This is a genomic window from Piscinibacter gummiphilus (assembly GCF_002116905.1).
Classification (GTDB): domain Bacteria; phylum Pseudomonadota; class Gammaproteobacteria; order Burkholderiales; family Burkholderiaceae_C; genus Rhizobacter; species Rhizobacter gummiphilus.
The window spans coordinates 3,189,519-3,214,103 of record NZ_CP015118.1 but is presented as its reverse complement, the minus strand read 5'-3'; the positions used below and the strand labels follow the sequence as shown (position 1 = coordinate 3,214,103).

Genomic DNA, 24,585 nt, shown 5'->3' with positions numbered 1-24,585 from the left:
GGCGAGGATCAGCGCTCTTTGGTGTCGCTGAATCGGCCGTAGGCCTGCAGGCGCTCGTAGCGGCGCTCCAGCAGTTCCTTCGGCTTGAGGTCGCTGACCTGGCGCAGCGCGTCGTTCAGGGCGCGCTTGAGGTACGCGGCCATCTGCTTCGGATCGCGGTGGGCGCCACCGACCGGCTCGTTGACGATCTTGTCGACGAGGCCCAGGGCCTTCAGGCGGTGGGCGGTGATGCCCATGGCCTCGGCCGCGTCGGGCGCGCGCTCGGACGTCTTCCAGAGGATGGACGCGCAGCCTTCCGGCGAGATCACCGAGTACACCGAGTACTGCAGCATCAGCACCTGGTCGCCCACGCTGATGGCCAGCGCGCCGCCCGAGCCGCCTTCACCGATGATGGTGACGATGACCGGCACTTCCAGCTGCGCCATCTCGAAGATGTTGCGGCCGATGGCCTCCGACTGGCCGCGCTCTTCGGCGCCGATGCCGGGGTACGCCCCGGGGGTGTCGACGAGCGTGAACACGGGCAGGCCGAACTTCTCGGCGAGCTTCATCAGGCGCAGGGCCTTGCGGTAGCCCTCGGGGCGCGACATGCCGAAGTTGCGCGCGGCGCGCTCCTTCGTGTCGCGGCCCTTCTGGTGGCCGATGACCATGCAGGCCTGGCCGTTGAAGCGTGCGAGGCCGCCGACGATGGACTGGTCGTCCGCGAAGGCGCGGTCACCCTTGAGTTCCTGGAACTCGGTGAAGATCTCGTTGATGTAGTCGAGCGTGTACGGACGCTGGGCGTGGCGCGCGATCTGCGCGACCTGCCACGGCGTGAGGCTCGAGTAGATGTCCTTCGTGAGCTGCTGGCTCTTCTGGCTCAGCCGCGAGATCTCGTCGGAGATGTCGACCGCGGATTCGCTTTGCACGTAGCGCAGCTCTTCGATCTTCGTTTCGAGTTCGGCGATCGGCTGCTCGAATTCAAGGAAGTGACGTTTGCTCATCGGGTGGGGTCCTGCAAAACTGGTGGGCCGCGGCGCGTGGTGCGGGGGCGGCAACGTGATCGCGCACAGGGGCGCTTCGGTTCACTCAGGTCGACACAGGCAGAGGTTCAAGGCTCCGCCAAATGTACCATGTGGCCACCGAGCGGAATGGCGCCCAGGCGTCACCCACCTCGCGGGCCTCGGCCCGGGAGACGGGTTCGCCGCTGAAGTAGTTCTGGCTGATGCCTTTCATCAGCCCCAGGTCGTCCAGGGGCAGCACGTTCGGGCGCAGCAGGTGGAAGATGAGGAACATCTCGGCGGTCCACCGTCCGATCCCGCGGATGGCGACGAGTTCCTCGATGATGGCCTCGTCGTCCATCTGCTGCCACTGCTTCACGTGCACCATGCCGCTCTCGAAGTGGCGTGCCAGGTCGAGCACGTAGTCGACTTTGCGGGCAGACATGCCGGCTTCGCGCAGCTGCTGTGCCTCGACGGCCAGCACGGCCGCCGGCTTGACCCGTTCGGCCTCGCCGTCCACCGCTTCGACCAGGCGCTCCCACACGGTCTGCGCGGCCTTCATCGAGATCTGCTGACCCACGATGGAGCGCGCGAGCGTGGTGAAGGCGTCCCCGCGGCTCTGCAGCCGGGCGTCGCCGAACATCGGAATCAGCTTGCGCATGACACGGTCGCGCTTGGACAGGTGGCGGCAGGCCTCGTCCCAGAAATCAGGAGTGACGATTCGCACCACGTCAGGCCTTCATCCAGGTGGTGCCTTGCGGGGAGTCCTGCAACACGATGCCGTCGGCCAGCAGTTCCTGGCGCAGGCGGTCGGCCAGCGCGAAATCGCGGGCCTTCTTCGCGGCGTTGCGCGCATCGATCTTCGCCTGGATGGCGGACTCGTCCACCGAGCCCCCGCCCTGCAGGTACGTGCGCGGGTCCTGCTGCAGCACGCCGAGCGTGCCGGCCAGATTCCTGAGCAGCGTGGCCTGCGCGCCCGATCCGGTGCGGTTGACCTCGCCGGCCAGCTCGAACAGCACGGCGACGGCCTCGGGCGTGTTGAAGTCCTCGTTCATCGCGTCGCGGAAGCGCGCGGCCGGGCCCGCGGACCAGTCGATGGCCGTGTCGGCCGCCGCTGGAACCGAATCCAGCGCCGTGTAGAGGCGGCGCAGCGCGCTTCGGGCGTCGTCGAGGTGGGCGTCGCTGAAGTTGAACGGGCTGCGGTACTGCGTGCGCAGCATCAGGAAGCGGATGGTCTCGCCATCGTATTCCTTGAGCACGTCGCGGATGGTGAAGAAGTTGCCGAGCGACTTCGACATCTTCACGTTGTCGACGTTCACGAAGCCGTTGTGCATCCACACGGCCACGGGCGGGCGGCCATTGGCGCCCTCGCTCTGCGCGATCTCGTTCTCGTGGTGAGGGAACTGCAGGTCGACACCCCCGCCGTGGATGTCGAACTGTTCGCCCAGCAGCGCGCAGCCCATCGCCGAGCACTCGATGTGCCAGCCGGGGCGCCCGGCGCCGAAGTCGCTCGCCCACGTGGCGTCGCCGGGTTCGCCGGGTTTGGCGGCCTTCCACAACACGAAGTCGAGCGGGTCTTCCTTGTCGTCCGCCACCGCCACGCGTTCGCCGGCGCGCAGCTGGTCGAGCGACTTGCCCGACAGCTTGCCGTAGCCGGGGAACTTGCGCACCGAGTAGTTCACGTCGCCCCCGGCCGTGCGGTAGGCGAGGCCCTTCTGCTCGAGCTTGCCGATCATGTCGAGCATCTGCGGCACGTAGGCGGTGGCCCGCGGCTCGACCGAGGGCGGCTCGACCCCGAGCGCACCGATGTCCTGGTGCATCGCGGCCGTCATCTCGTCGGTGAGCTGGCGGATGGGGATGCTGCGCTCGAGCGCGCGCTTGATGATCTTGTCGTCGATGTCGGTGACATTGCGGACGTACGTGACCCGGTAGCCGGCCACGCGCAGCCAGCGGGCCACCACGTCGAAGGCCACCATCATCCGCGCGTGGCCGATGTGGCACAGGTCGTAGACCGTGATGCCGCACACATACATGCGAACGTGGTCCGGCTCGATGGGTGTGAAGGCCTCGGTCTGGCGACTCAGGGAATTGAAGATGCGCAGGCTCATCGTCAAATGGAAACGAAAATGCGGGCGCGCGCACCGCCAGCTGGGCCTTGAAGCCGCCGGCCGAACACGACGCTGGAGACAGGGATGATCGGGATGCGAGCCGCGACAGGGGCTGCGATACAATTTTCCGAGTATACCGGCTGCACTCGGGCAGGCTCCCGAGCCGTCGAGCCTTCCTCTCCTGGGGCCTACCCGCGGTCCCTCCAACCCGCCTCACCCACCCGCATCAGGAAGTTGATGATTCGTCTTCGCCCGCGCACCCTGCGCCTGGCCGCGGCCGGCCTGCTGATGACCTCCGCGATCGCCTTCGCCGACGATTTCACCGACGTCGACCGCCTGTTCGGCGCCGGCCAGCTGGCCGAAGCCCTGCAACGCGCCGACCAGTCGCTCGCCGCGCGGCCACAGGAACCCCGCGTGCGTTTCCTGAAGGGCCTGATCCTTTCCGAGATGAGCCGCACGCCGGAGGCCATCGACGTCTTCACGAAACTCGCGGCCGACCACCCGGACCTGCCCGAGCCCCACAACAACCTCGCGGTGCTCTACAGCAAGCAGGGCCAGTACGAGCAGGCACGGCGTTCGCTGGAGGCCGCGATCCGGACGAACCCGAGCTACGCCACCGCCTACGAGAACCTGGGCGACGTGTACGCGAAGCTCGCGAGCCAGGCGTATTCGAAGGCGCTGCAGATCGACGGCAACAACGCGAAGGTGCCGCCGAAGCTATCGATGATCCGCAACCTGTTCTCGCCGCAGCTGGCCGCGCAGCCCGCGGGCCGCACCGTGGCCGTGGCGCCCGCACCGCGCCCGGCCCCGCCCGCTGCCGCACCGGCCCCTGCTCCGGTGGCACCGCCAGCCCCCGCTCCCGCGGCCAAGCCCGCAGCGAAGCCTGTCGAGCCGCCGCAGGCGGCGCCGGCGCCGGCGCCGGCGCCCAAGCCGGCCGCAGCCACCGACACGCAGGCCCCGCGCGCCGCCGCCCTCGCCTGGGCCGAGGCCTGGTCGCGCAAGGACATGAACGGCTATTTCGCGGCCTACACCCGTGACTTCTCCGGTGGCAAGACCCGAAAGGCCTGGGAAGAGGAGCGGCGTGCCCGCATCCTCGGCAAGCGCAGCATCTCGGTCGTGCTCACCGACTTCGACATCGACGTGAAGGGCGACCGCGCCACCGTCGAGTTCCGCCAGGCCTACCGCGCCGACACCCTGAAGGTGTCGAGCCGCAAGCGCCTGGACATGGTCCGCGTGTCCGGCCAGTGGCTGATCCAGAAGGAAAGCTCGGGCTCGTGATCCGCTCCTGGACTGCGTGGCGCCAGGGGGCGCTGCTGGCCGCAGGCCTGTGGGCCGCCGGACTCGTGTTCGCGGCCGCGGCGACCCCGGTCCCGCCCACCTCGCCCGAGGCCCGGCTCATCCAGGTCTATCGCCTGGTGCAGGCCGGCCGCACGCGCGAGGCGCTCGAGCAGGCCGAGTCGCTCACGCGCGACGTGCCCAACTTCCAGCTCGCCCAGCTCGTCTACGGCGACCTGCTGCTGGTGCGCCAGAAGCCCCGAGCGCCCGCCGAGGACCTGCCGCCCGCGGCCCGCGAGCAGATGGCCCAGTTGCGCCGCGAAGCCGACCAGCGCCTGGCCGCCCTCGCCGAACGGCCGCCGTCGGGCGCGCTGCCCCGCGAATTTGTCGAACTGCCGCCCAGCAGCCGCCACGCCATCGCCGTGGACGCGAGCCGGTCGCGGCTGTACCTGTTCGAGAACGGCCGCCACGGCCTGAAGCTCGTCGCGGACCACTACGTGTCGGTGGGCCGCCTCGGTGTGGGCAAGCAGGTCCAGGGCGACCAGCGCACGCCGCTGGGCGTGTACTTCATCACCAGCCGCCTCGACCCCGTCCAGCTGCAGGACTTCTACGGCGCGGGCGCGCTGCCCCTCAACTACCCGAACGAATACGACCGCCGCCAGGGCCGCACGGGCCACGGCATCTGGCTGCACGGCGTGCCGTCACAGAACTACGCGCGCACGCCGCAGAGCACCGACGGCTGCGTGGTGCTGGCCAACGGCGACATGCAGCAACTGCTGCGCGACGTGTCGCCGCGCACCACCCCCGTCGTCATCAGCCAGGCGCTGCAGTGGGTCACGCCGGCGCAGGCCGAGTCCGGCCGCGCCGCCGCCCGGCACCTGATCGAACAATGGCGCGCCGCACGCTCGTCGGGCGACCCGCGCCGCCTTCTGCCGTTCTATTCGTCGCAGTTCTCCGCCGGCGGCGCCGATGCGGTGGACTGGGCCCGCACGGTCGAGAAGGACCTGCGCGCCGCCCAGGGCCGGGCGACGGAACTCAAGGACATGTCCATCCTGGCCTGGCGCGACAAGGACGATCTGCTCGTCGTCACGTTCGGCCTCGTCCTGAAAGGACAGCGCACCGGTCAGGTCAAGCGCCAGTACTGGGGCAAGGAAGGTGGACAATGGAAGATCTTTTTCGAAGGAGCGATTGGATGAACCTCAAGAAGTTCGACTGGCGGGCCTCCCTGGTGGTGGCGTGCATCGGCCTCGGCGCGGCGGTGTCCGCCCATGCGCAGAAGGTCAAGTTCCAGACCACCGCCGGCGACATCGTCGTGCAGCTCGACGCCGCCAAGGCGCCGAAGACCGTCAACAACTTCGTGCAGTACGTGAAGGACGGCCAGTACAACGGCACGATCTTCCACCGCGTGATCGGCAGCTTCATGATCCAGGGTGGCGGCTTCAACCCGGACATGAGCGAGAAGCCCACGCGCCCGCCGATCCCCCTCGAGGCCCAGAACGGACTCAAGAACGACCGCGGCACGATCGCCATGGCCCGCACCAACGTGCCCGACTCGGCCACGGCCCAGTTCTTCATCAACGTCGTCGACAACGGCATGCTCAATGCCAGCGGCCCGGGCAACGGCTATGCCGTGTTCGGCAAGGTGATCGAGGGCATGGACGTGGTCGACAAGATCCGCGCGGTGCCCACCACCCGCAAACCCCCTCACGCCGACGTGCCCGTCGAGCCCGTCATCATCAAGAAGGCCACCCTGGAGAAATAACATGAGCCAACAAGTCGAACTGCAGACCAACCACGGCGTCATCCGCATCGAACTCGACGAGGCCAAGGCCCCCGAGAGCGCGCGCAACTTCATCGAATACGTGAAGAAGGGCCACTACGACAACACGGTGTTCCACCGCGTCATCAAGGGCTTCATGATCCAGGGCGGTGGTTTCGAGCCCGGCATGAAGCAGAAGCCCACCGACGCCCCCATCCAGAACGAAGCGTCCAACGGCCTGAAGAACGCGCACTACACGCTGGCCATGGCCCGCACGAGCGCACCGCACTCGGCCACGGCCCAGTTCTTCATCAACACCACCAACAACGGCTTCCTCGACTTCAAGTCGGAAACGCCGCAGGGCTGGGGCTATGCCGTGTTCGGCAAGGTCGTGGCCGGCACCGAAGTGGTGGATGCCATCGAAGGCGTGAAGACGAGCCGCAAGGGCGGCCACGACGACGTGCCGGTCGACGACGTCGTCATCCAGAGCGCCAAGCTGGTCTGATCCCCGGAAGAAGACGCGCACCGTGACCACCGACACCCGGCCCTCCGAGGCCCCGATCGCTCCCGCGGTGCGCGCTTCCGAATGGACCGCCCCCGGGCACTGGAAGTCCATCGACTTCATCTCGGACCTGCACCTGGGCCCCGAGACCCCACGCACTTTCGAGGCGTGGCGCCAGCACCTCGAGCACTCGCCCGCCGACTGCATCGTGATGCTCGGCGACTGGTTCGAGGTGTGGGTGGGCGACGACCTGCGTGACCAGGGCGTGGCCGCGCAGTGTGTCGAAACGCTCGCCCGGGTGTCGAAAGTGAAGACCGTCGCGTTCATGGCGGGCAACCGCGATTTCCTGATCGGCGCCGACATGCTCGCCGCCTGCGGGTTGCGCGGCCTCGACGATCCGACGGTGATGGACGCCTTCGGTGAACGCCTGCTGCTGACCCACGGCGATGCGCTGTGCCTGTCCGACGTGGCGTACCAGAAGTTCCGGCTCATGGTGCGCAACCCCGCCTGGCAGCAGCAGGCCCTGTCGCTGCCGCAGGCCGAGCGCATCCGCATTGGCGCGCAGATGCGCACGCAGAGCGAAACCAACCAGAACGGCCGCTCGGCTCCCGCCGACTGGGCCGACGTCGACTTCCCCGCCGCGATGCAGTGGATGGAAGCGGCACGTGCGCCCACGATGGTCCATGGCCACACGCACCGCCCCGGCACGGAAACCATGGCGCCGGGCTACGTGCGGCACGTGCTGTCCGACTGGGACCTCGACCACGCGCCCTATCGCGCCGAGGTGCTGCGCTGGTCGGCGGCCGGCCTGCACCGCGTGGCACCGGCCACCGGCCCCTGAGTCCCGATGGCCTCCTGGTGGGCCGGCCTGCAGCGCTGGCGTGACCGGCGCACGCTCGACCGCCGCCCGATCCCCGATGCGCTCTGGGCGCTGACCCTCGCGCGGTTCCCCTTCCTTTCGCTGCCCGACCCCAACGAGGCCTCACGCCTGCGCGACCTGTCCACGCTGTTCCTGGCGCGCAAGGAGTTCCACGGCGCCCACGGCCTCGAGGTCACCGACGACATGGCCGTGGCCATCGCCGCACAGGCCTGCCTGCCCATCCTGAATCTCGGGCTCGAACACTACGACGGGTTCCTCGGCATCGTGGTGCACGCCGGCGAGGTGGTGGCCCGCCGCGAGGTGATGGACGAGGATGGTGTGGTGCACCACTACGACGAGGAGCTCGTCGGCGAGGCCATGGAGGGTGGGCCGCTGATGCTGTCGTGGCAGGACGTGGCCGATGCCGGCGAAACCGCCGAGCTGGGCTACAACGTCGTCGTGCACGAGTTCGCCCACGTGCTCGACATGAACGACGGGCAATCCGACGGCATTCCGCCGCTGCCCAACCGGGCGATGCACGACCGCTGGAGCCAGGTCTTCTCGGCGGAGTACGAGGCCTTCCGCGCCGACGTGGACCGCGGCGTGGACACGCTGCTCGACCCCTACGCAGCACACGGTCCCGACGAGTTCTTCGCGGTGGCCTGCGAGGTGTTCTTCGTTTCGCCGGACGACCTGCGGCGCAACCACCCGGACATCCACGAACTGCTCGTGCAGTACTTCCGGCAGGACCCTGCGTCGCGCTCCGGTCGTCGGCGCCGGTAGCCCGGAGCACAAAAAAAGCGGCGAAAGGCTTGCGCCCTTCGCCGCTTCACTGGAGCTTGCGTGCTCGAACCGCTCAGGCCGTGGCCGGCTCCGCCTTCGGCTTGTCGCTCTTGCGCGGCGGCTGGATGTCCAGCACCGTCTTGCCGTCGGCATCGACGTCCACCGTCAGGCGGCCGCCGTCGACCAGGCTGCCGAACAGCAGTTCGTCGGCCAGCGCGCGCCGGATGGTGTCCTGAATCAAGCGCTGCATCGGGCGGGCGCCCATCAGCGGATCGAAGCCCTTCTTCGCGAGCAGCTTGCGCAGCGCATCGGTGAACGTGGCTTCCACCTTCTTCTCGGACAGCTGGCTCTCGAGCTGCAGCAGGAACTTGTCGACCACGCGCATGATGATTTCCTCATCGAGCGCACGGAAGCTCACGATGGCGTCCAGGCGGTTGCGGAACTCCGGCGTGAACAGGCGCTTGATGTCGGCCATCTCGTCGCCCGACTCGCGGGCATTCGTGAAGCCGATGGTGCTCTTGTTCATGGTCTCGGCCCCCGCGTTCGTCGTCATGATGATGATGACGTTGCGGAAGTCGGCCTTGCGCCCGTTGTTGTCGGTCAGCGAGCCGTGGTCCATCACCTGCAGCAACACGTTGAAGACGTCCGGGTGCGCCTTCTCGATCTCGTCGAGCAGCAGCACGGCATGCGGCTTCTTCGTGATGGCCTCGGTGAGCAGGCCGCCCTGGTCGAAGCCGACATAGCCCGGAGGCGCGCCGATGAGGCGGCTCACGGCATGGCGCTCCATGTACTCGCTCATGTCGAAGCGGATCAGGTCGATGCCCAGGATGAACGCGAGCTGCTTCGCGACCTCGGTCTTGCCGACGCCGGTGGGGCCGCTGAACAGGAACGAGCCGATCGGCTTGTCGGGCTTGCCGAGACCGGACCGCGCCATCTTGATGGCGGCGGCCAGCGCGTCGATGGCCGGCTCCTGGCCGAACACCACGCTCTTGAGGTCACGGTCGAGCGTCTTGAGCTTCGAACGGTCGTCGCTGGACACGCTCGCGGGCGGGATGCGCGCGATCTTCGCGACGATGTCTTCGACCTCGTTGCGCGTGATGGTCTTCTTCTGCTTGCTCTTGGGCAGGATGCGCTGCGCGGCACCGGCCTCGTCGATCACGTCGATGGCCTTGTCGGGCAGGTGGCGGTCGTTGATGAACTTCGCCGACAGCTCGGCCGCGGCCTGCAGGGCGCCCAGCGCGTACTTCACGCTGTGGTGCTCCTCGAAGCGCGACTTCAGCCCCTTCAGGATCTCGACGGTCTGCTCGACCGACGGCTCGACCACGTCGACCTTCTGGAAGCGGCGGGACAGGGCCGCGTCCTTCTCGAAGATGCCGCGGTACTCGGTGAACGTGGTGGCGCCGATGCACTTCATCGAGCCCGAGCTGAGCGCGGGCTTGAGGAGGTTGCTGGCGTCCAGCGTGCCACCCGACGCCGCACCGGCGCCGATCAGCGTGTGGATCTCGTCGATGAACAGCACGGCGTTCGGCTGGTCCTTGAGGTGCTTGAGCACGCTCTTGAGCCGCTGCTCGAAGTCGCCGCGGTACTTGGTGCCCGCGAGCAGCGCGCCCATGTCGAGCGAGTACACCTGCGCGTCGGCCAGGATCTCCGGCACGTCGTTCTGGGTGATGCGCCAGGCGAGGCCCTCGGCGATGGCGGTCTTGCCCACGCCGGCCTCACCGACCAGCAACGGGTTGTTCTTGCGGCGGCGGCAGAGGATCTGGATCACGCGCTCGACCTCGTGCTCGCGGCCGATGAGCGGATCGATCTTGCCGTCGCGGGCCATCTGGTTGAGGTTCTGCGTGAACTGGTCGAGCGGCGAGCCCTTGGCTTCGCCCTCCTCCTTCTCGCCTTCCTGGCCGGCACCGTCGTTCGCCTTCGGGGTTTCCGGCGGGTCCGACTTCTTGATGCCGTGGGCGATGAAGTTGACCACGTCCAGGCGCGTGACACCCTGCTGGTGCAGGTAGTACACGGCGTGAGAGTCCTTCTCGCCGAAGATGGCGACGAGCACGTTGGCGCCGGTCACTTCCTTCTTGCCGCTGCCCGTGGACTGCACGTGCATGATGGCGCGCTGGATCACACGCTGGAAGCCGAGCGTGGGCTGGGTGTCCACCTCTTCGGCACCACCGACGGTGGGCGTGTTCTCCTTGATGAACTGCGCAAGGCTCTTGCGCAGTTCGTCGATGCTGGCCGAGCAGGCGCGCAGCACTTCCGCGGCCGACGGGTTGTCCAACAGCGCCATCAGCAGGTGTTCCACCGTGATGAATTCGTGGCGCTGCTGGCGCGCCTCGACGAACGCCATGTGCAGACTGACTTCAAGCTCTTGCGCAATCATGCGGCCTCCATAATGCATTGCAAAGGGTGCCCGCCGCGACGTGCGGCGGTTGCCACCAGTTCGACCTTCGTTGCTGCCACGTCCTTCGTATAGACACCGCACACGCCCCGGCCCTCCTTGTGGACCTTGAGCATGATCTGGGTGGCTGTCTCCAGATCTCGTTTGAAATACTCCTGCAGGACCATCACGACGAATTCCATCGGCGTGTAGTCATCGTTCAGCAGCACCACCTGGTACATGCGAGGCGGCTCCGTCTTTGCGGCCTGTCTCTCGGCGACGACAGCCCCCTGCCCATCGTCGGGCACGGCAGGCTTCGGCGTCTGTGGGGGGATCGGCTTTTCCTCTGGCATGGAATGATTCTATCGAGTCGGCTGGCGATCGGTCACAGGGATGGATATTGCGCCGAACCCGTCCGCCTCAAGCCCGGAATTGGTGCTTTGCGGACATTTATTTTGGGGATCTCCGAATCGCCCTCCCACCCCCCACCGTGGTATTGACAAGGCGCCCCACTGAAACCGAGAATTTGTGCACAACAAGGGATCGGGAGAACCCAGAATGACTGTCGGTACGGTGAAGTGGTTCAATGACGCCAAAGGTTTCGGTTTCATCGAACCCGAAGGCGGTGGCGAAGACGTTTTCGCTCATTTTTCGGCCATCCAGATGGAAGGGTTCCGCACCCTCCAGCAGGGCGAGGCCGTGGCATATGACCTCGTGCAGGGCCCCAAGGGCCGCCTCGCGCAGAACATCCGCCCCCTGCGCACTTCGGTGAACGACCCGCTCGGCGGCGACAGCGCCCCGATGCCCCTCGGTGGCTCGCTCGACGGTGATACCTCGGTCGACACCACGGTGGGTGCCCTCGCGGCCACCTCGCTCTGACCCTCCAACCTCGCTGAACGTTCGGGGCCGGCTCGCCGGTTCCGGAATCCGCTCGGGCCGCTCGCGGCCCTGGTTGCGCTTGGGAGGATCGGGCAGCCCGCGGTCCGGGTGACGGGCCTCGCGTGAGTCCATGCCTCGCTCCGGCCGCTCGCGGCCGGGGTGCGGTTGTTCGCGCGCGGCCGCCGCGGCCTCGGCGTCCGGCCGCGCGTGCCACTCGCCGCCGCGTTCAGCCGGCCGGAGTCAGTCCGGGTCCCTGCCCGGCCTGCGCGAACTGCCGGGCCACGTCGGACGCCCGCAGCGGGCCACCGAACAGGCGCCCCTGCACCTCCACGCACTCCTCGTCGCTGAGGAGGTCGAGTTGCGCCTGGGCATCGACGCCCGAGGCCGCGCTGGCCACGCCCAGGGTGTCGCACAGCGCGGTCAGCGCCCGCACCATGGCGTCGCCTTCCTTGTCGACGCCCATCTGCCGCACGAAGCTCTCTTCGATCTTGACCTTGTCGAACGGGAAGCTGCGCAGGCACCCGAGCGCGGAGCGGCTGGACCCGAAGTGGTCGATGGCGATGCGCACGCCGAGCGCCTTCAGGTGGTGGAGCGCCTCCAGCACCCGCTCGGCCCCATCGGCCAGCGCGTGTTCGCCCACCTCCAGCTCGAGCCGCCCGGCCGGCAACCCCGACCGCTGCAGCGCCACGGCCACGATGCCCGGGAAGGCCGCGTCCTCGAGCTGGCCCGTGGTGATGTCGACAGCCACGCGCACGTCGCCGGGCCAGGCGGCCGCATCGACGCAGGCCTGGCGGAGGATCCAGTCGCCGAGCGGGCGCAGCACGCCGATCTCGTCGGCGAGGCCGGACACCTCGGCCAGTTCGAGCGGTCCGCGCAGCGGATGCTGCCAGTGCACCTTCGCCTCGTACGCGCAGATGCTGCCGAACCGCACGTTGACCACCGGCTCGTAGCTGACCTCGAACTCGTTGCGCGCGAGCGCCTGTGCCAGTTCGCGTTCGGTGTCCCGCCGCCCCTGCAGGCGCACGTCCATGTCCGGCGAGAAGGTGCGGTACCCACCCCGGCCGCCCTGCTTCGCACAGTAGAGCGCCATGTCGGCGCACGCCATCAGCCGGTCGGGGTCCGCGTCGACCGACAACGCGTGCACGATGCCCACGCTCGCGCCGATGTTGACCTGGTGGCCGTTCAGCTCGTAGGGCGCGCCCAGCGTGCTCACGATGCGTTCGGCCAGCACCTCCGCATCGCGCGTGGAGGCGAGGCCGGTCTGGACGATGGCGAATTCGTCGCCGCCCAGGCGGGCCACGGTGTCGCCGTCGCGCACCACGTGGGTCAGCCGGTGGGTCACCGCCACCAGCAGGGCATCGCCCGCGGGGTGGCCGAGCGAGTCGTTGACGTGCTTGAAGCGGTCGAGGTCAAGGCACAGCACCGCGGCGCGGGCGCCCTCGCGCACGTGCCGCAGCGCGTCCACCAGCCGTTCGCGCAGGCGCGTGCGGTTCGGCAGCTGCGTGAGCGGGTCGTGGTGGGCCAGGTGGGCGACGTGGGCCTCGGCCCGGCGGCGTTCGTCGACGTCTTCGAGGGCGCCGACCCATTCCTGCCCGGGTTCGTCGATCAGCACGCCGCGCACCCGCACCCACCGCCAGCCGCCGGCCGCCGTGGCGAGGCGGAACTCGACGTCGATCTCGCGGTCACCCGTGGCGATGTTTCCGAGCGCCCCCGTGACTCGGCCGCGTTCGTCCGGGTGCACGCGGGCGACCCAGCCGAAGCCGAGCGCCTCGGGCTCGGGCTGCCCCGTGAGCGGCTCCCAGCCCGCGGCGGCGATGAGGCGGCCATCGGGGGTGCTGCGCCACAGCACCAGGGCGCCGGCTTCGGCCAGCGCGCGGTGGCGCCGCTCGCTGATGGCCAGCGCCTCGGCGTTGCGGCGGGCGTCTTCGGCGCGCTGGTGCAAGGCGGCGTGGGCGTTGGCGATGCGTTCGCGCAGGAACTCGAACTCGTGGATGGTGGACGGTTCGCCGAGCGGCTGCCCGGCCACGCCCGCCTCGCCGGCCGCGGCGGCTTCGGCATCGCGGGCCAGCGCGGCGACCGGGCGCAGCACGCGGCGCGCCGCCCATGCGGCCAGCAGCAAGGCGAGCACCACGGCCAGTGCGCCCCCGAGCAGCAGCTGGTTCTGCAGGCGGCGCCAGCCGGCGTTGAACGTGTCGAGCGGCTCGCCCGCGACCACCACCCAGCCCGGTGTGCCGGCGAGGCGCTGGAACGCGAACTTCACCGGCAGGCCTTCGGTGGTGGCCGCCTCGAACAGGCCATGGTCAGACACGGCGGCGCGCACCTTGTCCCAGTCGGGGACGACCTGGCCGATGAACCGCGAGGCATCGCGCGACCGGGCGATGACCCGTCCCGCACCGTCGGTGACGGCCACGAGCATCGCGAGCTGGTTCGGGCCGTCCTGCGGGGCCAGTTGCACGAGGTGCTGCGGCGCCACCATCACGGACACCAGCAGCATCTCCGACGACCCCGGCCCCGCGGACTGGCGGGTGACGATGGCCGCACGGGGCGGGTCGGCGAACAGGTTCGTGACGGACGCCCGGCCATGGTCGGCCACGGCCAGGGCCGTGTCGCTGGGCAGCCCGCCCGCCGTGAAGCGCCGCGTGGGCGGCGTGAGGCGCACGTGGGTGACTGGCTCGGACATCACCTCCGCTCCCGGCAGCAGTCCCGCGCCGTCGAGCCATTCCTGCAGGCCGGCGATGCCCGCGGCGCCACCGACGGGTGCCGCGAGCGTCTGCACGAGCACGGTCTTCGCGTTCAGGTCGCGCTCGATGGCGTAAGCCAGCGTGCGCGCGGTGTCGGCCAACCGGTTGCCCGAGGCCTCGCGGTAGGACTCCGACGTGCGCCACAGCGCGAAGGCCCCGGCCACGAGGGTGGGCAGCATCGTCGCGAGCACGAGCGCGACCAGGTAGGTGCGCAGGCGGCGGCGGCCGGGGCCGATCCATCGGTGCTGGAAGTCCTGCCAGTTCATGTTCGAACGACGGAGAGCGGCCCGGAACGGGCGGGAGGACCAATCGTACACGGGGGACGCCGGCGGACGCCCGTTTGCGTCGGCGCGGAAACAAAGGGGCCACACGACCGATACACAGGCGGCGCAGCATCGCGGGCTTCCGTGTCCCCTCGCCCTGCCCCGATGTTCCCTGCCGACACCCGCCCCTCCGCACCGACCGAAGGGACGCCCCTGTGACACGCATCCTGCTCACCGACGACGACGAACAGATCCGCACCACCCTCGCCGACTACCTGCGGACCTTCGCCTTCGACGTGCGCACGGCGGCCACCGGCGCGGGCTTCCGCGACGCCGTCGCGTCGGGCGGTGTGCAGGCGATCGTGCTCGACGTGATGCTGCCCGACGCCAACGGCCTCGAACTCTGCCGCTGGCTGCGTCACCAGGAGGACACGACACCGGTGGTCATGCTGACCGCCCAGGGGGATCCGGTGAGCCGTGTGATCGGCCTCGAGATGGGTGCCGACGACTACCTCGCCAAGCCCTTCGAGCCGCGCGAGCTCGTCGCCCGGCTGAACGCGGTGCTGCGCCGCGCGCCGCGGCCCGCCCCGGGCCCCGACGTGGACGTGCCGCGGTCGGTGCGTTTCGCGGGCTGGACGATGGACTGCCTGCAGCGGCTGCTCGTCTCGCCCACGCAGGTGGCCGTGGCGCTGTCGAACGCGGAATTCCGGCTGCTGGCCGCCTTCGTCGCGAAGCCGGGCCGGGTGCTGTCGCGCGAGCAGCTGGTCGAGGCCACCGCCCGGTCCACGCCGGGTTCGGGGCCCTCCGTCAACGACCGCAGCATCGACCTCGCGGTGTCACGGCTGCGCCAGAAGCTCAACGAGGCGCACGACGCACCCGCGCTGATCCGCACGGTGCGCGGCGAAGGGTACGTGCTCGACGCCAAGGTGGCGTCATGAGCCCCCGCCCGGCCGCTCCGAAGGGGGCTCGCACCGCGGCGCACAGCGCGGAGGTTTCCCGATGACCCGCTGGTGGCACGACACGCTGTTCAAGCGGCTGTTCCTGTTGATGTGGGTCGCGCTGGTCGCGAGCCACGTCGTGGCCTTCCAGGTCGTCGCGGTCCAATCCAGGGGCGACGGCTGGCCCGGCGGACCACCGCGGCGCCTCTCGATCGCCGACGGCCCGCCGCTTCCCTCGCTGCCGCCCACGCCGGGCCTGCTCGGCCACCGGCCGTTCCCGCCGCGTGGCGAGGGCCCCGAGGACCGTCCGCGTCCGATGCAGTCGGGCACCCCGACGCTCCGCCTGCTGCTCGACTACGGCATCCGCTTCCTCGTGATCGGCCTGGCTTCGTGGTGGGGCGCGCGCTGGCTGTCGGCGCCGATGCGCCGGCTGGTCACCGCATCGCAGTCCCTCGCGTCGTCCGTCGGCGGCCACGAACGCCTGCCCGTGCTGGAGGAGGACGCCGGCACGGTGGAGGTTCGCGAGGCGGCTCACGTGTTCAACGACATGGCCCGGCAACTCGACTCGCAGTTCCGCAACCGAGGCCTGCTGGTGGCGGCCATCTCGCACGACCTGCGCACGCCGCTCACCCGCATGCGCATCCGGCTCGAATCGCTGCAGCACGAGCCTGCGGCGGCCCGCTGCGTGACCGACGTGCGCGAGATGAACGAGCTGATCGACTCGGTGCTCGAGATCTTCCGCAGCGACGCGCTGGCCGAACCACCCCGCGCCACGGATGCCCTGGCCCTCGCACAGGCGCTGACCGACGACCTCGTCGAACAGGGTCACCGCGTGACCTGCCACGGCGGTCCCGCCACCGTGGTGGTGCAGCCGACGGCGCTGCGGCGCGTGTTGTCGAACCTGCTCAGCAACGCGCTGCGGTATGCCGGCGAGGCAGCGGTCGACGTGCGCACCACGCCGGACGCCGTCAGCATCGTCGTGGAGGACACCGGTCCCGGCATTCCGCAGAACCTGATGGACGCGGTGTTCCAGCCGTTCTTCTCGCTGGACGCCCGGCCGAAGGCCAGTGGCGGCGGCACGGGGCTCGGGCTGTTCATCGCACGCGACCTCGTGCAGCGCCACGGCGGCACGCTGACCCTGGAGAACCGACCCGAGGGCGGCCTGCGGGCGACGGTGAAGCTGCCGCGCCCGCGCTGACCGGACGGGTCAGGCCGCCGGCCGGCTGAAGACCACCAGCGGCTGGCCCGCGATGGCCGGGTGCGGCATCACGCGCGCGTCGACTGCGTACACCTGGCGCAGGTGGGTCGACGTCAGCACTTCGGTGGGCGTCCCGTGGGCCACCACGCGGCGTCCGGCCAGCAGCAGCAGGCGGTCGCACCACGCCGCGGCGAGGTTCACGTCGTGCAGCACCACCAGCACCGCCAGTCCCTCGTCGCGGGCCAGCGACGACGCGGTGGCCAGCAGGTCCATCTGGTGGCGCGGGTCCAGGCTCGCGGTGGGTTCGTCGAGGAACAGCACGCGGTACTCGCCGGACGCTTTTCCCGCCAGCAGCTGCACCAGCACGCGGGCGAACTGCACCCGCTGCTGCTCGCCCCCCGAAAGCGCGCCGTAGCGGCGGTCGCGGAAGGCCTCCGCATCGGCGAGCCGCAGCGCGCGGGTCACCAGCGACTCGACCTCGCGCGGCGGCAGTTCCGGGAACGCGTAGGCGCCCATCTCCACGACGACGCGCACATCGAGGTCGAACGCCAGCGACGGCGCCTGCGGCAGCACGGCGCGACGGCGAGCGAGCGCCTTCGCGCTCCACGACGACAGCGGCTGCCCGTCGAAAGTCACCTGGCCCGCGGCGGGGGCGATCTCCCCCGACAGCGTCGCCAGCAGCGAACTCTTGCCGGCCCCGTTGGCGCCGAGCACCCCCAGCACCACGCCGGGGTCGAGCGACACGGTCACCTCCGACAGCACGGTGCGCCCCCCGCGGGAACAATCCAATCCTCGGGCCAGAAGCATCAGGTCCCCTTGCGCAACAGCAACCAGAGCAGGAACGGCCCGCCCACCAGGCTCGTGACGATGCCGATCGGCAGCTCGGCGGGGATGACGACCGTGCGCGCGAGCCAGTCGGCCAGGGTCAGCGCGATGGCGCCGCCGGCCAGCGTGTTGGGCAGCAGCCAGCGGTGGTCCGCACCGGTGGTGAGCCGCACCAGGTGCGGCACCACGAGGCCGACGAACACGATGGTGCCGCTGACGGCCACGAGCGGCCCGACCAGCAGGGCGGCCAGCACGACGAGGCGGCGGCGCAGCGGCCGCACGGCGTGGCCGAGGTGGTGGGCCTCGCGTTCACCGAGCAGCAGCGCGTTCATCGACCGCCACTCGCGGATCAGCAGGGCCGACAGCACGGCGACCCAAGGCCCGAGCCAGGCCAGCATCGTCCAGCTCGCGCCCGCGAGGCTGCCCATGTTCCAGAACGTGAGGTTGCGCAGCTGGGTGTCGTTGGCCTGCGTGGTGAAGATGCCGATGACGCTCGCGCACATCGCGTTGATCGCGATGCCGGCCAGCAGCACGCCCGCGACACCGGGTTGGCGGCCGCCCAGCTTGTATGCCAGCGCGGTGGCCGCGAGGCTGCCCGCGAAGGCGGCCGGGGCCATGGTCCACAGGCTGTTGGCGTTCAGCACGATCGCGATCACCGCGCCCATCGCCCCGCCCAGCGAGATCCCGATGAGCCCGGGTTCGGCGAGCGGGTTGCGGAACAGCGCCTGCATGGTGGTGCCCGCGATCGCGAGCCCGCCGCCCACGATCAACGCGAACACGAGGCGCGGCAGGCGCACCTCGACGAGCACGCTGCGCCACAGCGCGTCCTGCCCGTCGACCGGGGCCGACAGCAGCAGCCCCGGCACCCGCTGGAACGGGATGGCCACCGCGCCGCTGCCGGCCGAGGCGACCATCAGCACGAGCAGCACGACCACCAGGCCCGCCAGCACGGCCACCGGTGTCACGCGGCGGCGCGCCGGCAGGCCGGAGGCCATCGTTCCGGACGTCGCGGTCATCTACTTGCGACCCGCGAGCCCGTCCTGCAGGACCTTGAGTGCTTCCGGCAGGCGCGGGCCGAAGCCGAGCAGCAGCAGGTCGTCCATCACGACGACACGCCGCGCCTTCGCCGCGGGCGTGACCGCGATGCCCGGCTGGGCCAGGAACGCATCGAGGCCGCCAGCCGCGCCCACCGACATCGTGGTGGTGACGATGACCTCGGGCTTGAGCGACACCGCGCCCTCCGCCGACAGGGCCTTGTAGCCCCGCTCGCCCGCCAGCACGTTGCGGGCGCCCGCGAGGCGCAGCACCGCGTCGGCCGCCGTCTCGCGGCCCGCGCCCTCGAGCTTGCCGGCACGGCTGCTCACGAGCAGCACGTTCTGCCCGCCCGGGGACTTCGTGGCCGCGGCCACCTGCTCGCGGATGCGGGCGACCAGCTGGTCGCCGGCCGCCTTCTCGCCGAGGGCCGAGGCCACGCCGTCGATGCGCGCGGCGAGCGCGTCGACCGTAGGCACCGACGGCAGCATCACCACCGTCTTGCCGAGACGGCGCAGCTGTTCGAGGGCTTCCGGCGGGCCGGCCTGGTCCGAGGCCAGCACGACGTCCGGATTGAGGCTGGCGACACCTTCGATCGAGAAGCCGCGGTAGTAGCCCACCTTCGGCAGCTTGTGCGCGGCCGCGGGGTAGATGCTGGAGTCGTCGACACCCACCACGCGGTCGCCCGCGCCGAGGGCGAACACGATCTCGGTCACCACGCCACCGAGCGAGACGATGCGCTTGGCCGGTGCCGCCTGCGCACCCACCGCCGACAGCGCGAGCGCGGCGGCGAGCACCGCGCGGCGGTTCATCGAGGCCGTCATGCCGCGAGCGGCTCGGCGCACAGGCCCAGCATCAGTTCACGCCAGGCCGGCAGTTCCGGCTTGCCGGGTTTCCGCTCGCCGAAGAACTGCACGATCATCTCGCCCGTCTCCGAATACACCTCGAGCGAGGTCACCCAGCCGTCGGTGGTGGGCTTGTTGACGATCCACGACGAGGCGATGGCCTCGGTGTTCAGGTGCAGGTTGAACTTCGGGTCCAGCACGTTGAACCACGGACCGGTGCGCACGAGCTTGCTGACCGGGCCGGTGTGGATCTGCACGATGCCCCGGTTCGCCACGAAGCACATGATGGGCAGGCCGGAGGCGGCGACCGCGTTCAGCACCGTCTCCACCGTGGCGTCGTCCACGCGTTGGGCCAGGTCCGGGCCGGCGGCTTCCATCGCGGCGAGGCGCGACACCTTGAACTGGCGCAACATGCCGAAGAACTCGTGGGTGTCCTTCAGCCCGAGCCAGGTCGAGCGCAAAGCCTGCGCATCGGCCACCGTCGACTGCTCGTCGGCCGGCGTGGCGGCCACGGCCTCGGGCCAAGCCTTCTCCGCGGCCGCGAACTTGGCCACCAGGGCGTCCCATGCGGTGCCATCGGTGGCCTCGGTGCGGTACACCTTGTGCACGGCCACGCCCTGCCCGTCGAAGAACTGCAGGCTGTGGCGGCCGTTCTCGGTGACGGCGTACGCGTGTTTCCACTGCGAGAAGAACAGGCGCAGGTCGATGTCCGGACCGAGCACGAGGCCCACCGGGCCGTCGGCCTGGATGCCGTCGTAGCGGCCGTGACGCTCGTGCACGCACCAGTCGTTGCGCGAGAGGGCCATCACCTCGCCCAGCGTGCCGATCTCCTTGAAGATCGCCAGGGCGGGGCCGGCGAGCGCCACCGAGGTGGCGCCGCACTCGGCGGCCACGAGTTGCGCCTCGGAGGCGCCGAGGCGGGCTGCGCGGTCACGCATGCGGAGCTTGGGCTCCGCGGCCACGAGGGCATCGTGGCGTTCGCGGAGGGCGGAGAAGGAGGAAGCGGGAGACGTCATGGCGGTCGACTTCAGAGGGCTGGACATCGGGTTCACTTCGAGGGCTGCAGGTCGTACTTAATGGTCCACGTCTGCGCACTCGTGGCGACCGCGGGATCGGCGTAGTCGATGCTCGCGAGCTGGAAGCGGGCATAGCCGGTGCCCTCGCCCGTGCGGATCAGCGCGGCGCGGTCGGGCTGAGCCTTGATCTGGTGCTGGACGACACCCAGCGTGGTGTCGGCGGTCGGGTAGTACTTGTACCAGCCGTAGTCCAGCGCGGCCGGGTACGTGCCCGTGTACGCGGGGTTCAGCGCCGACGAGAGCGAGTCCTTCGACCAGGCGCTGGCGCGGGCCGGCACGGCGATGTCGGCCGCGGTCAGGTCGGCGAGCGTGTCGGCCACGTTGGTGGTGGCCGAGAACTTCGACACCACCAGCGTGCCATCGGCGTTGTAGAAGCCGGCCGGGGTCTTGCCGACGAAGCCGGCCACCGTGCCGGTGCCCGACTCGCCGCCGTTGAGCTTCACGTTGTAGCGGTTGAAGGCGATCTGCCAAGTGCCGGTCGCGCTGCTGACCGTGTTGGTCTTCAGGTCGTAGTAGACCCAGCCGGCGCGGGCGTCGACGGTGGCGGTCAGCGGCGCGCCACCGTTGCGGTCGACGTACCGGAACGTGACGATGCCCGAGGTGCTGCCCGTCGACGACGGCGGCGTGCCGGCCGAGCCGTAGTAGCCGATGACCTGGAGCGCGTACACCGGCGACGTGGCGGTGCCCACCGCGCTGGCCTGCGCGCTGTCGGTGGTGACGAGGAACACGCGGAAGTTGGGATACAACGAGTGGTCCGAGCTCGCGCCCGTCACGCCGTACTCGAACGCGGCCGACTGGATGTCGTTCTTGCCGGTGAACACGCTGGCGGCCGAGTCCGCGAGGAACACGGTCGCCGGGATGGCGCCGCTCGTCGGGTCGGTCGTGCCGTTCTTCCAGGCCTGCAGTTCGGCCCACGTGTGGTCGAACGGTCCGCCGAACGCACCACCCGTGCCCGTGCCGCTGGTGCCGCCGTTGGTCCACAGGGTGGCGGTCATGCCGCCGCTCTTGACCTTGAGGTCCCACTTGGCGCCGCTGCAGTCGGCGACGGCCGCCTTGGCCTCGAGGTCGTAGCAGACGCTGGTGCCCGATGCCGGCAGCACGAACTTCCACTCGCCCGATTGCGTGAACTCGGTGGTGGCCACCGGGGTCGTGTCGACGGCGTCGTCACCACCGCTGCCGCAGCCGGCCAGCAGTGCGGCACACGCGACGGCGCCGAGCGCCAGGAAGGAAGGTTTGTTCATGGAGTTGCTCCGTCAGGGGGTGGGTTTGCCGAAGGCGTAGGTCACGCCGAGGTAGATCAGTCGGCCGCTCAGGGGGCCGAAGTCATTCGCGTCCGCGAAGTCGCGTTGGCGGTCGAAGAGGTTGCTGACACCGAGGAAGCCGGTGAGGCCGTGGCCGAACTGCTGGTTCACCGTGGCGTCCACCGTGCCGAAGGCGGGCGAGCGGCCCTGCGTCGCGGTGTTCACGAGTTCGCTGCTCTGGTAGCGGCCGCGTACGGAGACCTGGGTGCCGGGCGCCGCGGCCCAGTCGAGGCCGATGCGGGCGATGTCCTTCGGGCGGCGGGTCAGTTCGAGGCCCGTCTCGAGGTCTTCGGTGTCGGTGCGGGTGTAGGCGGCCTGCAGCGTGAGCGACGGGGTCGCCTGCCAGCGGACCGCCGTCTCGAGGCCCTGCGTGCGGGCGCGACCGACGTTCTCGTAGCGGTACTCGGTGATGCCGTTGACCGGCACGCCGTTGTCCTGGTCGATCTGGATCAGGTCCTTCACGCGGTTGTAGAAGAGGTTCGCGTCGACCTTCACGGCGGGGCCGAAGTCGAACGTGCCGCCCAGCTGCACGCTGTCGGACGACTCGGGCTTCAGGTTCGGGTCGCCGATCACCACGTAGCCGATCGAGCTGTGGTCGAAGCGGTAGTGCCGCTCCTTCAGGTTCGGCACGCGGTAGCCCTGCCCCACGCTCGCGCGGAGCACGCCGCGCCAGTCGCCCGACGAATACACGTTGGCCTTGAGGCTCGCCTTCGGGGCGAGGTGGCCGCCGAAGTCGGAGTCGTCCTGGTAGCGGGCACCCAGCAGCAGCTCCCAGTCGTCGCCCAGCACGATGTCGTTCTGCACGAAGAGCTCGTTGCTCGACCGCTTGGCCCTGCCGTTGCCGTCGAGTTCGGGGACGCCGTTGACGGTCTGGTCGAGGGTGTCCTCGTGCACGTCGGCGCCGAATTGCCAGAGCTGCCCGGCCCAGGCCGGCAGGTCCGTCTGCAGCGTCAGGTGGCGCATGCGCATCTCGGCGTTGCGGCGCGAGCCCGCGGCGCCGCCGGCGTATTCGATGGACTCGCTGTCGTAGCCCTCGGCCACGCCCTTGGCCTGCACCGAGACGCCGTTCTCGAAGGTCCAGCGGGCGCCGGAGGCGATGCGGTCGCGGGTGATCTCCTCGGTCTTGCGCTGGAGCACCTCGTTCGGCGGCACGTACGTGGTGTAGCGCTGCTCGTCGTCCTCGGCGTACGTGCCGGCTTCGGCCCACACCTCGCCGCTGCGCGACGGGTGCCAGGCGAGGCGCAACGCGACCTGCTGGCGTTCGACGGCGTCGCCCTGGCGGGCCCAGCCGTCGGGGTTCACCGCGAAGCCCGCGTCCTTCACGGCGTCGCCGGAGAGGCGAGCACGCAGCGTGTCGGAACCGCCCTCGAGCAGGAACTGCCCGTGCTTGCGGGTGGGCCACGACGACACGTCCTGCGATCCCCGCGACCCCGCGTCGACCGTGACCTGGCCCGAGAAGCCGGGCTGGATGGGCCGCGTGATGACATTGATGACACCCCCGATCGCCGCGCTACCGTACTGCGCGGACGACGCCCCCTTGACGACCTCGACGCGATCCACGGCGGACAGCAGGTACTGGCTGATGTCGACCGTGGATCCCGTGCTCGCGGTGATCGGCAGCCCGTCGACGAGCACGAGCACCTGATCGCTGGTCATGCCCTGCAGCGTGACCTCGTAGCCGGACTTGCCGTGCACCTCGCGCAGTTGCAGGCCCGGCACGTTCTCGAGAGCGTCCTTCAACGTCACCGCGCGGGTGCGTTCGATCTCGTCGCGGCCGACCACCTCGGTGCGCACCGGCGCGTCATCCACCGTGCGTTCGGTACGGGTGGCCGTGACGACGATGGGAGAAAGCGCGGGCGCCGGTTGCGCGGACGCGATGCTCGTCGCGGCCGCGGTGCCGATCAGCCAGCCCCATCGGACTCGGATATTGCGGCGCAGCCGTCGCGCAGGTGGGTGGTGAGGCACGGTTCGAGTACTGCCATTCGATACAAACACAAATGGTAGCGATTCGCGTTTGCATTTGCAATGGTCGCTTTGCGCCATTCGCACAATGCCGACCGTTGCACACCGTTGACAGCGTCTGGAGCCCCGGTTGAAATGGCGGCGCGAGTGCGGCCCGCCGCACCGCCGGCCGGCACGAATGGCTCCCTCCCACCCCTCCGAGGATCTGCGCATGGCGCAAACGTTTCGTGGCATCGGCATCCGTCTTCTCGCGGCCTGCCTCGTCCTTTCGGGAATGCCCCGCGTCGCGGTCGCCGGCCAGGAGGTCCGCTGCGAAAGCCACGGCATGCGCCGCGCCTACTGCAACACGGGCCGGCACGGCACGGTGCGGCTGCTCGACTCCTCCGGCCTCTGGCCCTGCAAGGAAAACGACACGTGGGGCACCGAGACCGAAGGCATCTGGGTCGACCGGGGCTGCAAGGGGCGCTTCTTCGTCGGCGACGAGTCCAGGCACGATGACCACAAGACCGCGGCCATCGTGGCAGGCGCCGTCGGAGTCGGCCTGCTCGCCGCCATCCTCGCCAGCAAGAACAAGCGGGACGACGCCACCCCGTCGCCCACGCCCCCCGCCCCGGAACCCGGCGACACCCCCGTGCCGTACTGGGCGATCGGCTCGTACCACGGCTACACACCGGCCGTCCGGATCGAGGCCACGATGCAGGTCGGCTCCAACGGCCGGGTCAACATCCAGTCGAGCGCCGGCACGGCACGGGGTGCGTGGTCCGGCCGCGACCGCATCCGCGTCGACGACGGCTCCACCTACACAGTGACCCGGACAGGCGACGGGCTGCGCATCACCCGCGACAGCAACCGGGCCGTCTACACCGACTACTACCGCGACCGCTGAGCACC

General features: G+C 69.9%; 22 protein-coding genes. 10 read left to right on the top strand and 12 right to left on the bottom strand.

From position 1 onward, the window contains the following. Window positions 1-8: 8 nt before the first annotated feature. The 3 genes from A4W93_RS14355 to cysS form a co-directional block, all read right to left on the bottom strand. Window positions 9-980, bottom strand: coding sequence for an acetyl-CoA carboxylase carboxyltransferase subunit alpha (locus tag A4W93_RS14355; protein ID WP_085751247.1), 972 nt, complete (start codon window positions 978-980; stop codon window positions 9-11). Window positions 981-1,065: 85 nt separating this feature from the next. Further along, the gene (locus tag A4W93_RS14350) at window positions 1,066-1,707 is read right to left on the bottom strand and encodes a DNA-3-methyladenine glycosylase family protein (protein WP_085751246.1); all 642 of its coding nucleotides are present in this window, start codon (window positions 1,705-1,707) and stop codon (window positions 1,066-1,068) included. 1 nt (window position 1,708) lies between these two features. Next, a complete protein-coding gene (cysS, locus tag A4W93_RS14345) occupies window positions 1,709-3,085 on the bottom strand; it encodes a cysteine--tRNA ligase (protein WP_085751245.1) in 1,377 nt (458 codons plus the stop codon). A 237-nt stretch (window positions 3,086-3,322) separates the two neighbouring features. Between cysS and A4W93_RS14340 the strand changes: the two genes are divergently transcribed. Genes A4W93_RS14340 through A4W93_RS14315 form a run of 6 tightly spaced genes read left to right on the top strand, consistent with a single transcriptional unit; the run spans window position 3,323 to window position 8,263 of the window. Then, entirely contained in the window at window positions 3,323-4,363 is a 1,041-nt protein-coding gene (locus tag A4W93_RS14340) for a tetratricopeptide repeat protein (protein ID WP_085751244.1), read from the top strand. After that, window positions 4,360-5,556 (top strand): L,D-transpeptidase family protein, encoded by a 1,197-nt coding sequence (locus A4W93_RS14335; protein ID WP_099959903.1) that lies wholly within the window; start codon window positions 4,360-4,362, stop codon window positions 5,554-5,556. The genes A4W93_RS14340 and A4W93_RS14335 overlap by 4 nt, the downstream gene beginning before the upstream one ends. Beyond that, window positions 5,553-6,122 carry a peptidylprolyl isomerase gene (locus A4W93_RS14330; protein ID WP_085751242.1) on the top strand — a complete coding sequence of 190 codons (570 nt, stop codon included), beginning with the start codon at window positions 5,553-5,555 and terminating at the stop codon, window positions 6,120-6,122. The genes A4W93_RS14335 and A4W93_RS14330 overlap by 4 nt, the downstream gene beginning before the upstream one ends. 1 nt (window position 6,123) lies before the next feature. Beyond that, window positions 6,124-6,624, top strand: a complete 501-nt coding sequence (locus A4W93_RS14325) for a peptidylprolyl isomerase (RefSeq protein WP_085751241.1) — start codon at window positions 6,124-6,126, stop codon at window positions 6,622-6,624. Window positions 6,625-6,646: 22 nt separating this feature from the next. Further along, window positions 6,647-7,462, top strand: a complete 816-nt coding sequence (locus tag A4W93_RS14320) for a UDP-2,3-diacylglucosamine diphosphatase (protein WP_237357538.1) — start codon at window positions 6,647-6,649, stop codon at window positions 7,460-7,462. Between the two features lie 6 nt (window positions 7,463-7,468). Next, on the top strand, window positions 7,469-8,263 hold the full coding sequence (locus tag A4W93_RS14315; RefSeq protein WP_085751240.1) for a M90 family metallopeptidase: 795 nt from the start codon (window positions 7,469-7,471) through the stop codon (window positions 8,261-8,263). A gap of 73 nt (window positions 8,264-8,336) precedes the next feature. Here A4W93_RS14315 and clpA read toward each other — a convergent pair whose 3' ends face one another. Further along, entirely contained in the window at window positions 8,337-10,637 is a 2,301-nt protein-coding gene (gene clpA, locus A4W93_RS14310; protein ID WP_085751239.1) for an ATP-dependent Clp protease ATP-binding subunit ClpA, read from the bottom strand. Beyond that, entirely contained in the window at window positions 10,634-10,987 is a 354-nt protein-coding gene (clpS, locus tag A4W93_RS14305) for an ATP-dependent Clp protease adapter ClpS (protein WP_085751238.1), read from the bottom strand. The genes clpA and clpS overlap by 4 nt, the downstream gene beginning before the upstream one ends. A gap of 205 nt (window positions 10,988-11,192) precedes the next feature. On the opposite strand from clpS, the gene A4W93_RS30700 reads away from it, so the two are divergent. Then, window positions 11,193-11,513, top strand: a complete 321-nt coding sequence (locus A4W93_RS30700; protein ID WP_085751237.1) for a cold-shock protein — start codon at window positions 11,193-11,195, stop codon at window positions 11,511-11,513. A gap of 226 nt (window positions 11,514-11,739) precedes the next feature. On the opposite strand, the gene A4W93_RS14295 is transcribed toward A4W93_RS30700, so the two are convergent. Then, complete coding sequence (locus tag A4W93_RS14295) at window positions 11,740-14,520, bottom strand: bifunctional diguanylate cyclase/phosphodiesterase (protein WP_085751236.1); 2,781 nt, start codon at window positions 14,518-14,520, stop codon at window positions 11,740-11,742. Window positions 14,521-14,732: 212 nt separating this feature from the next. On the opposite strand from A4W93_RS14295, the gene A4W93_RS14290 reads away from it, so the two are divergent. Beyond that, a complete protein-coding gene (locus tag A4W93_RS14290; protein WP_085751235.1) occupies window positions 14,733-15,455 on the top strand; it encodes a response regulator in 723 nt (240 codons plus the stop codon). Between the two features lie 61 nt (window positions 15,456-15,516). Beyond that, a complete protein-coding gene (locus tag A4W93_RS14285; protein WP_085751234.1) occupies window positions 15,517-16,653 on the top strand; it encodes an ATP-binding protein in 1,137 nt (378 codons plus the stop codon). A gap of 9 nt (window positions 16,654-16,662) precedes the next feature. On the opposite strand, the gene A4W93_RS14280 is transcribed toward A4W93_RS14285, so the two are convergent. From A4W93_RS14280 to A4W93_RS14255, 6 genes are read right to left on the bottom strand one after another with little or no spacing between them, the layout of a single operon-like run. Next, window positions 16,663-17,463 (bottom strand): heme ABC transporter ATP-binding protein, encoded by an 801-nt coding sequence (locus A4W93_RS14280; protein WP_174694905.1) that lies wholly within the window; start codon window positions 17,461-17,463, stop codon window positions 16,663-16,665. After that, the gene (locus A4W93_RS14275; protein WP_407081710.1) at window positions 17,460-18,494 is read right to left on the bottom strand and encodes a FecCD family ABC transporter permease; all 1,035 of its coding nucleotides are present in this window, start codon (window positions 18,492-18,494) and stop codon (window positions 17,460-17,462) included. The genes A4W93_RS14280 and A4W93_RS14275 overlap by 4 nt, the downstream gene beginning before the upstream one ends. After that, window positions 18,495-19,334 (bottom strand): heme/hemin ABC transporter substrate-binding protein, encoded by an 840-nt coding sequence (locus A4W93_RS14270; RefSeq protein WP_099959902.1) that lies wholly within the window; start codon window positions 19,332-19,334, stop codon window positions 18,495-18,497. Further along, on the bottom strand, window positions 19,331-20,371 hold the full coding sequence (locus tag A4W93_RS14265; RefSeq protein ID WP_085754171.1) for a hemin-degrading factor: 1,041 nt from the start codon (window positions 20,369-20,371) through the stop codon (window positions 19,331-19,333). Before A4W93_RS14265 ends, A4W93_RS14270 begins: the two co-directional genes overlap by 4 nt. Window positions 20,372-20,403: 32 nt before the next feature. Next, complete coding sequence (locus tag A4W93_RS14260; protein WP_085751232.1) at window positions 20,404-21,672, bottom strand: HmuY family protein; 1,269 nt, start codon at window positions 21,670-21,672, stop codon at window positions 20,404-20,406. 12 nt (window positions 21,673-21,684) lie between these two features. After that, a complete protein-coding gene (locus tag A4W93_RS14255) occupies window positions 21,685-23,541 on the bottom strand; it encodes a TonB-dependent receptor plug domain-containing protein (RefSeq protein ID WP_237357783.1) in 1,857 nt (618 codons plus the stop codon). A gap of 364 nt (window positions 23,542-23,905) precedes the next feature. Here A4W93_RS14255 and A4W93_RS14250 point away from each other — a divergent pair, with 364 nt between their 5' ends. Next, the gene (locus A4W93_RS14250) at window positions 23,906-24,580 is read left to right on the top strand and encodes a DUF3011 domain-containing protein (protein WP_157782158.1); all 675 of its coding nucleotides are present in this window, start codon (window positions 23,906-23,908) and stop codon (window positions 24,578-24,580) included. The last annotated feature ends 5 nt before the right edge of the window (window positions 24,581-24,585 follow it).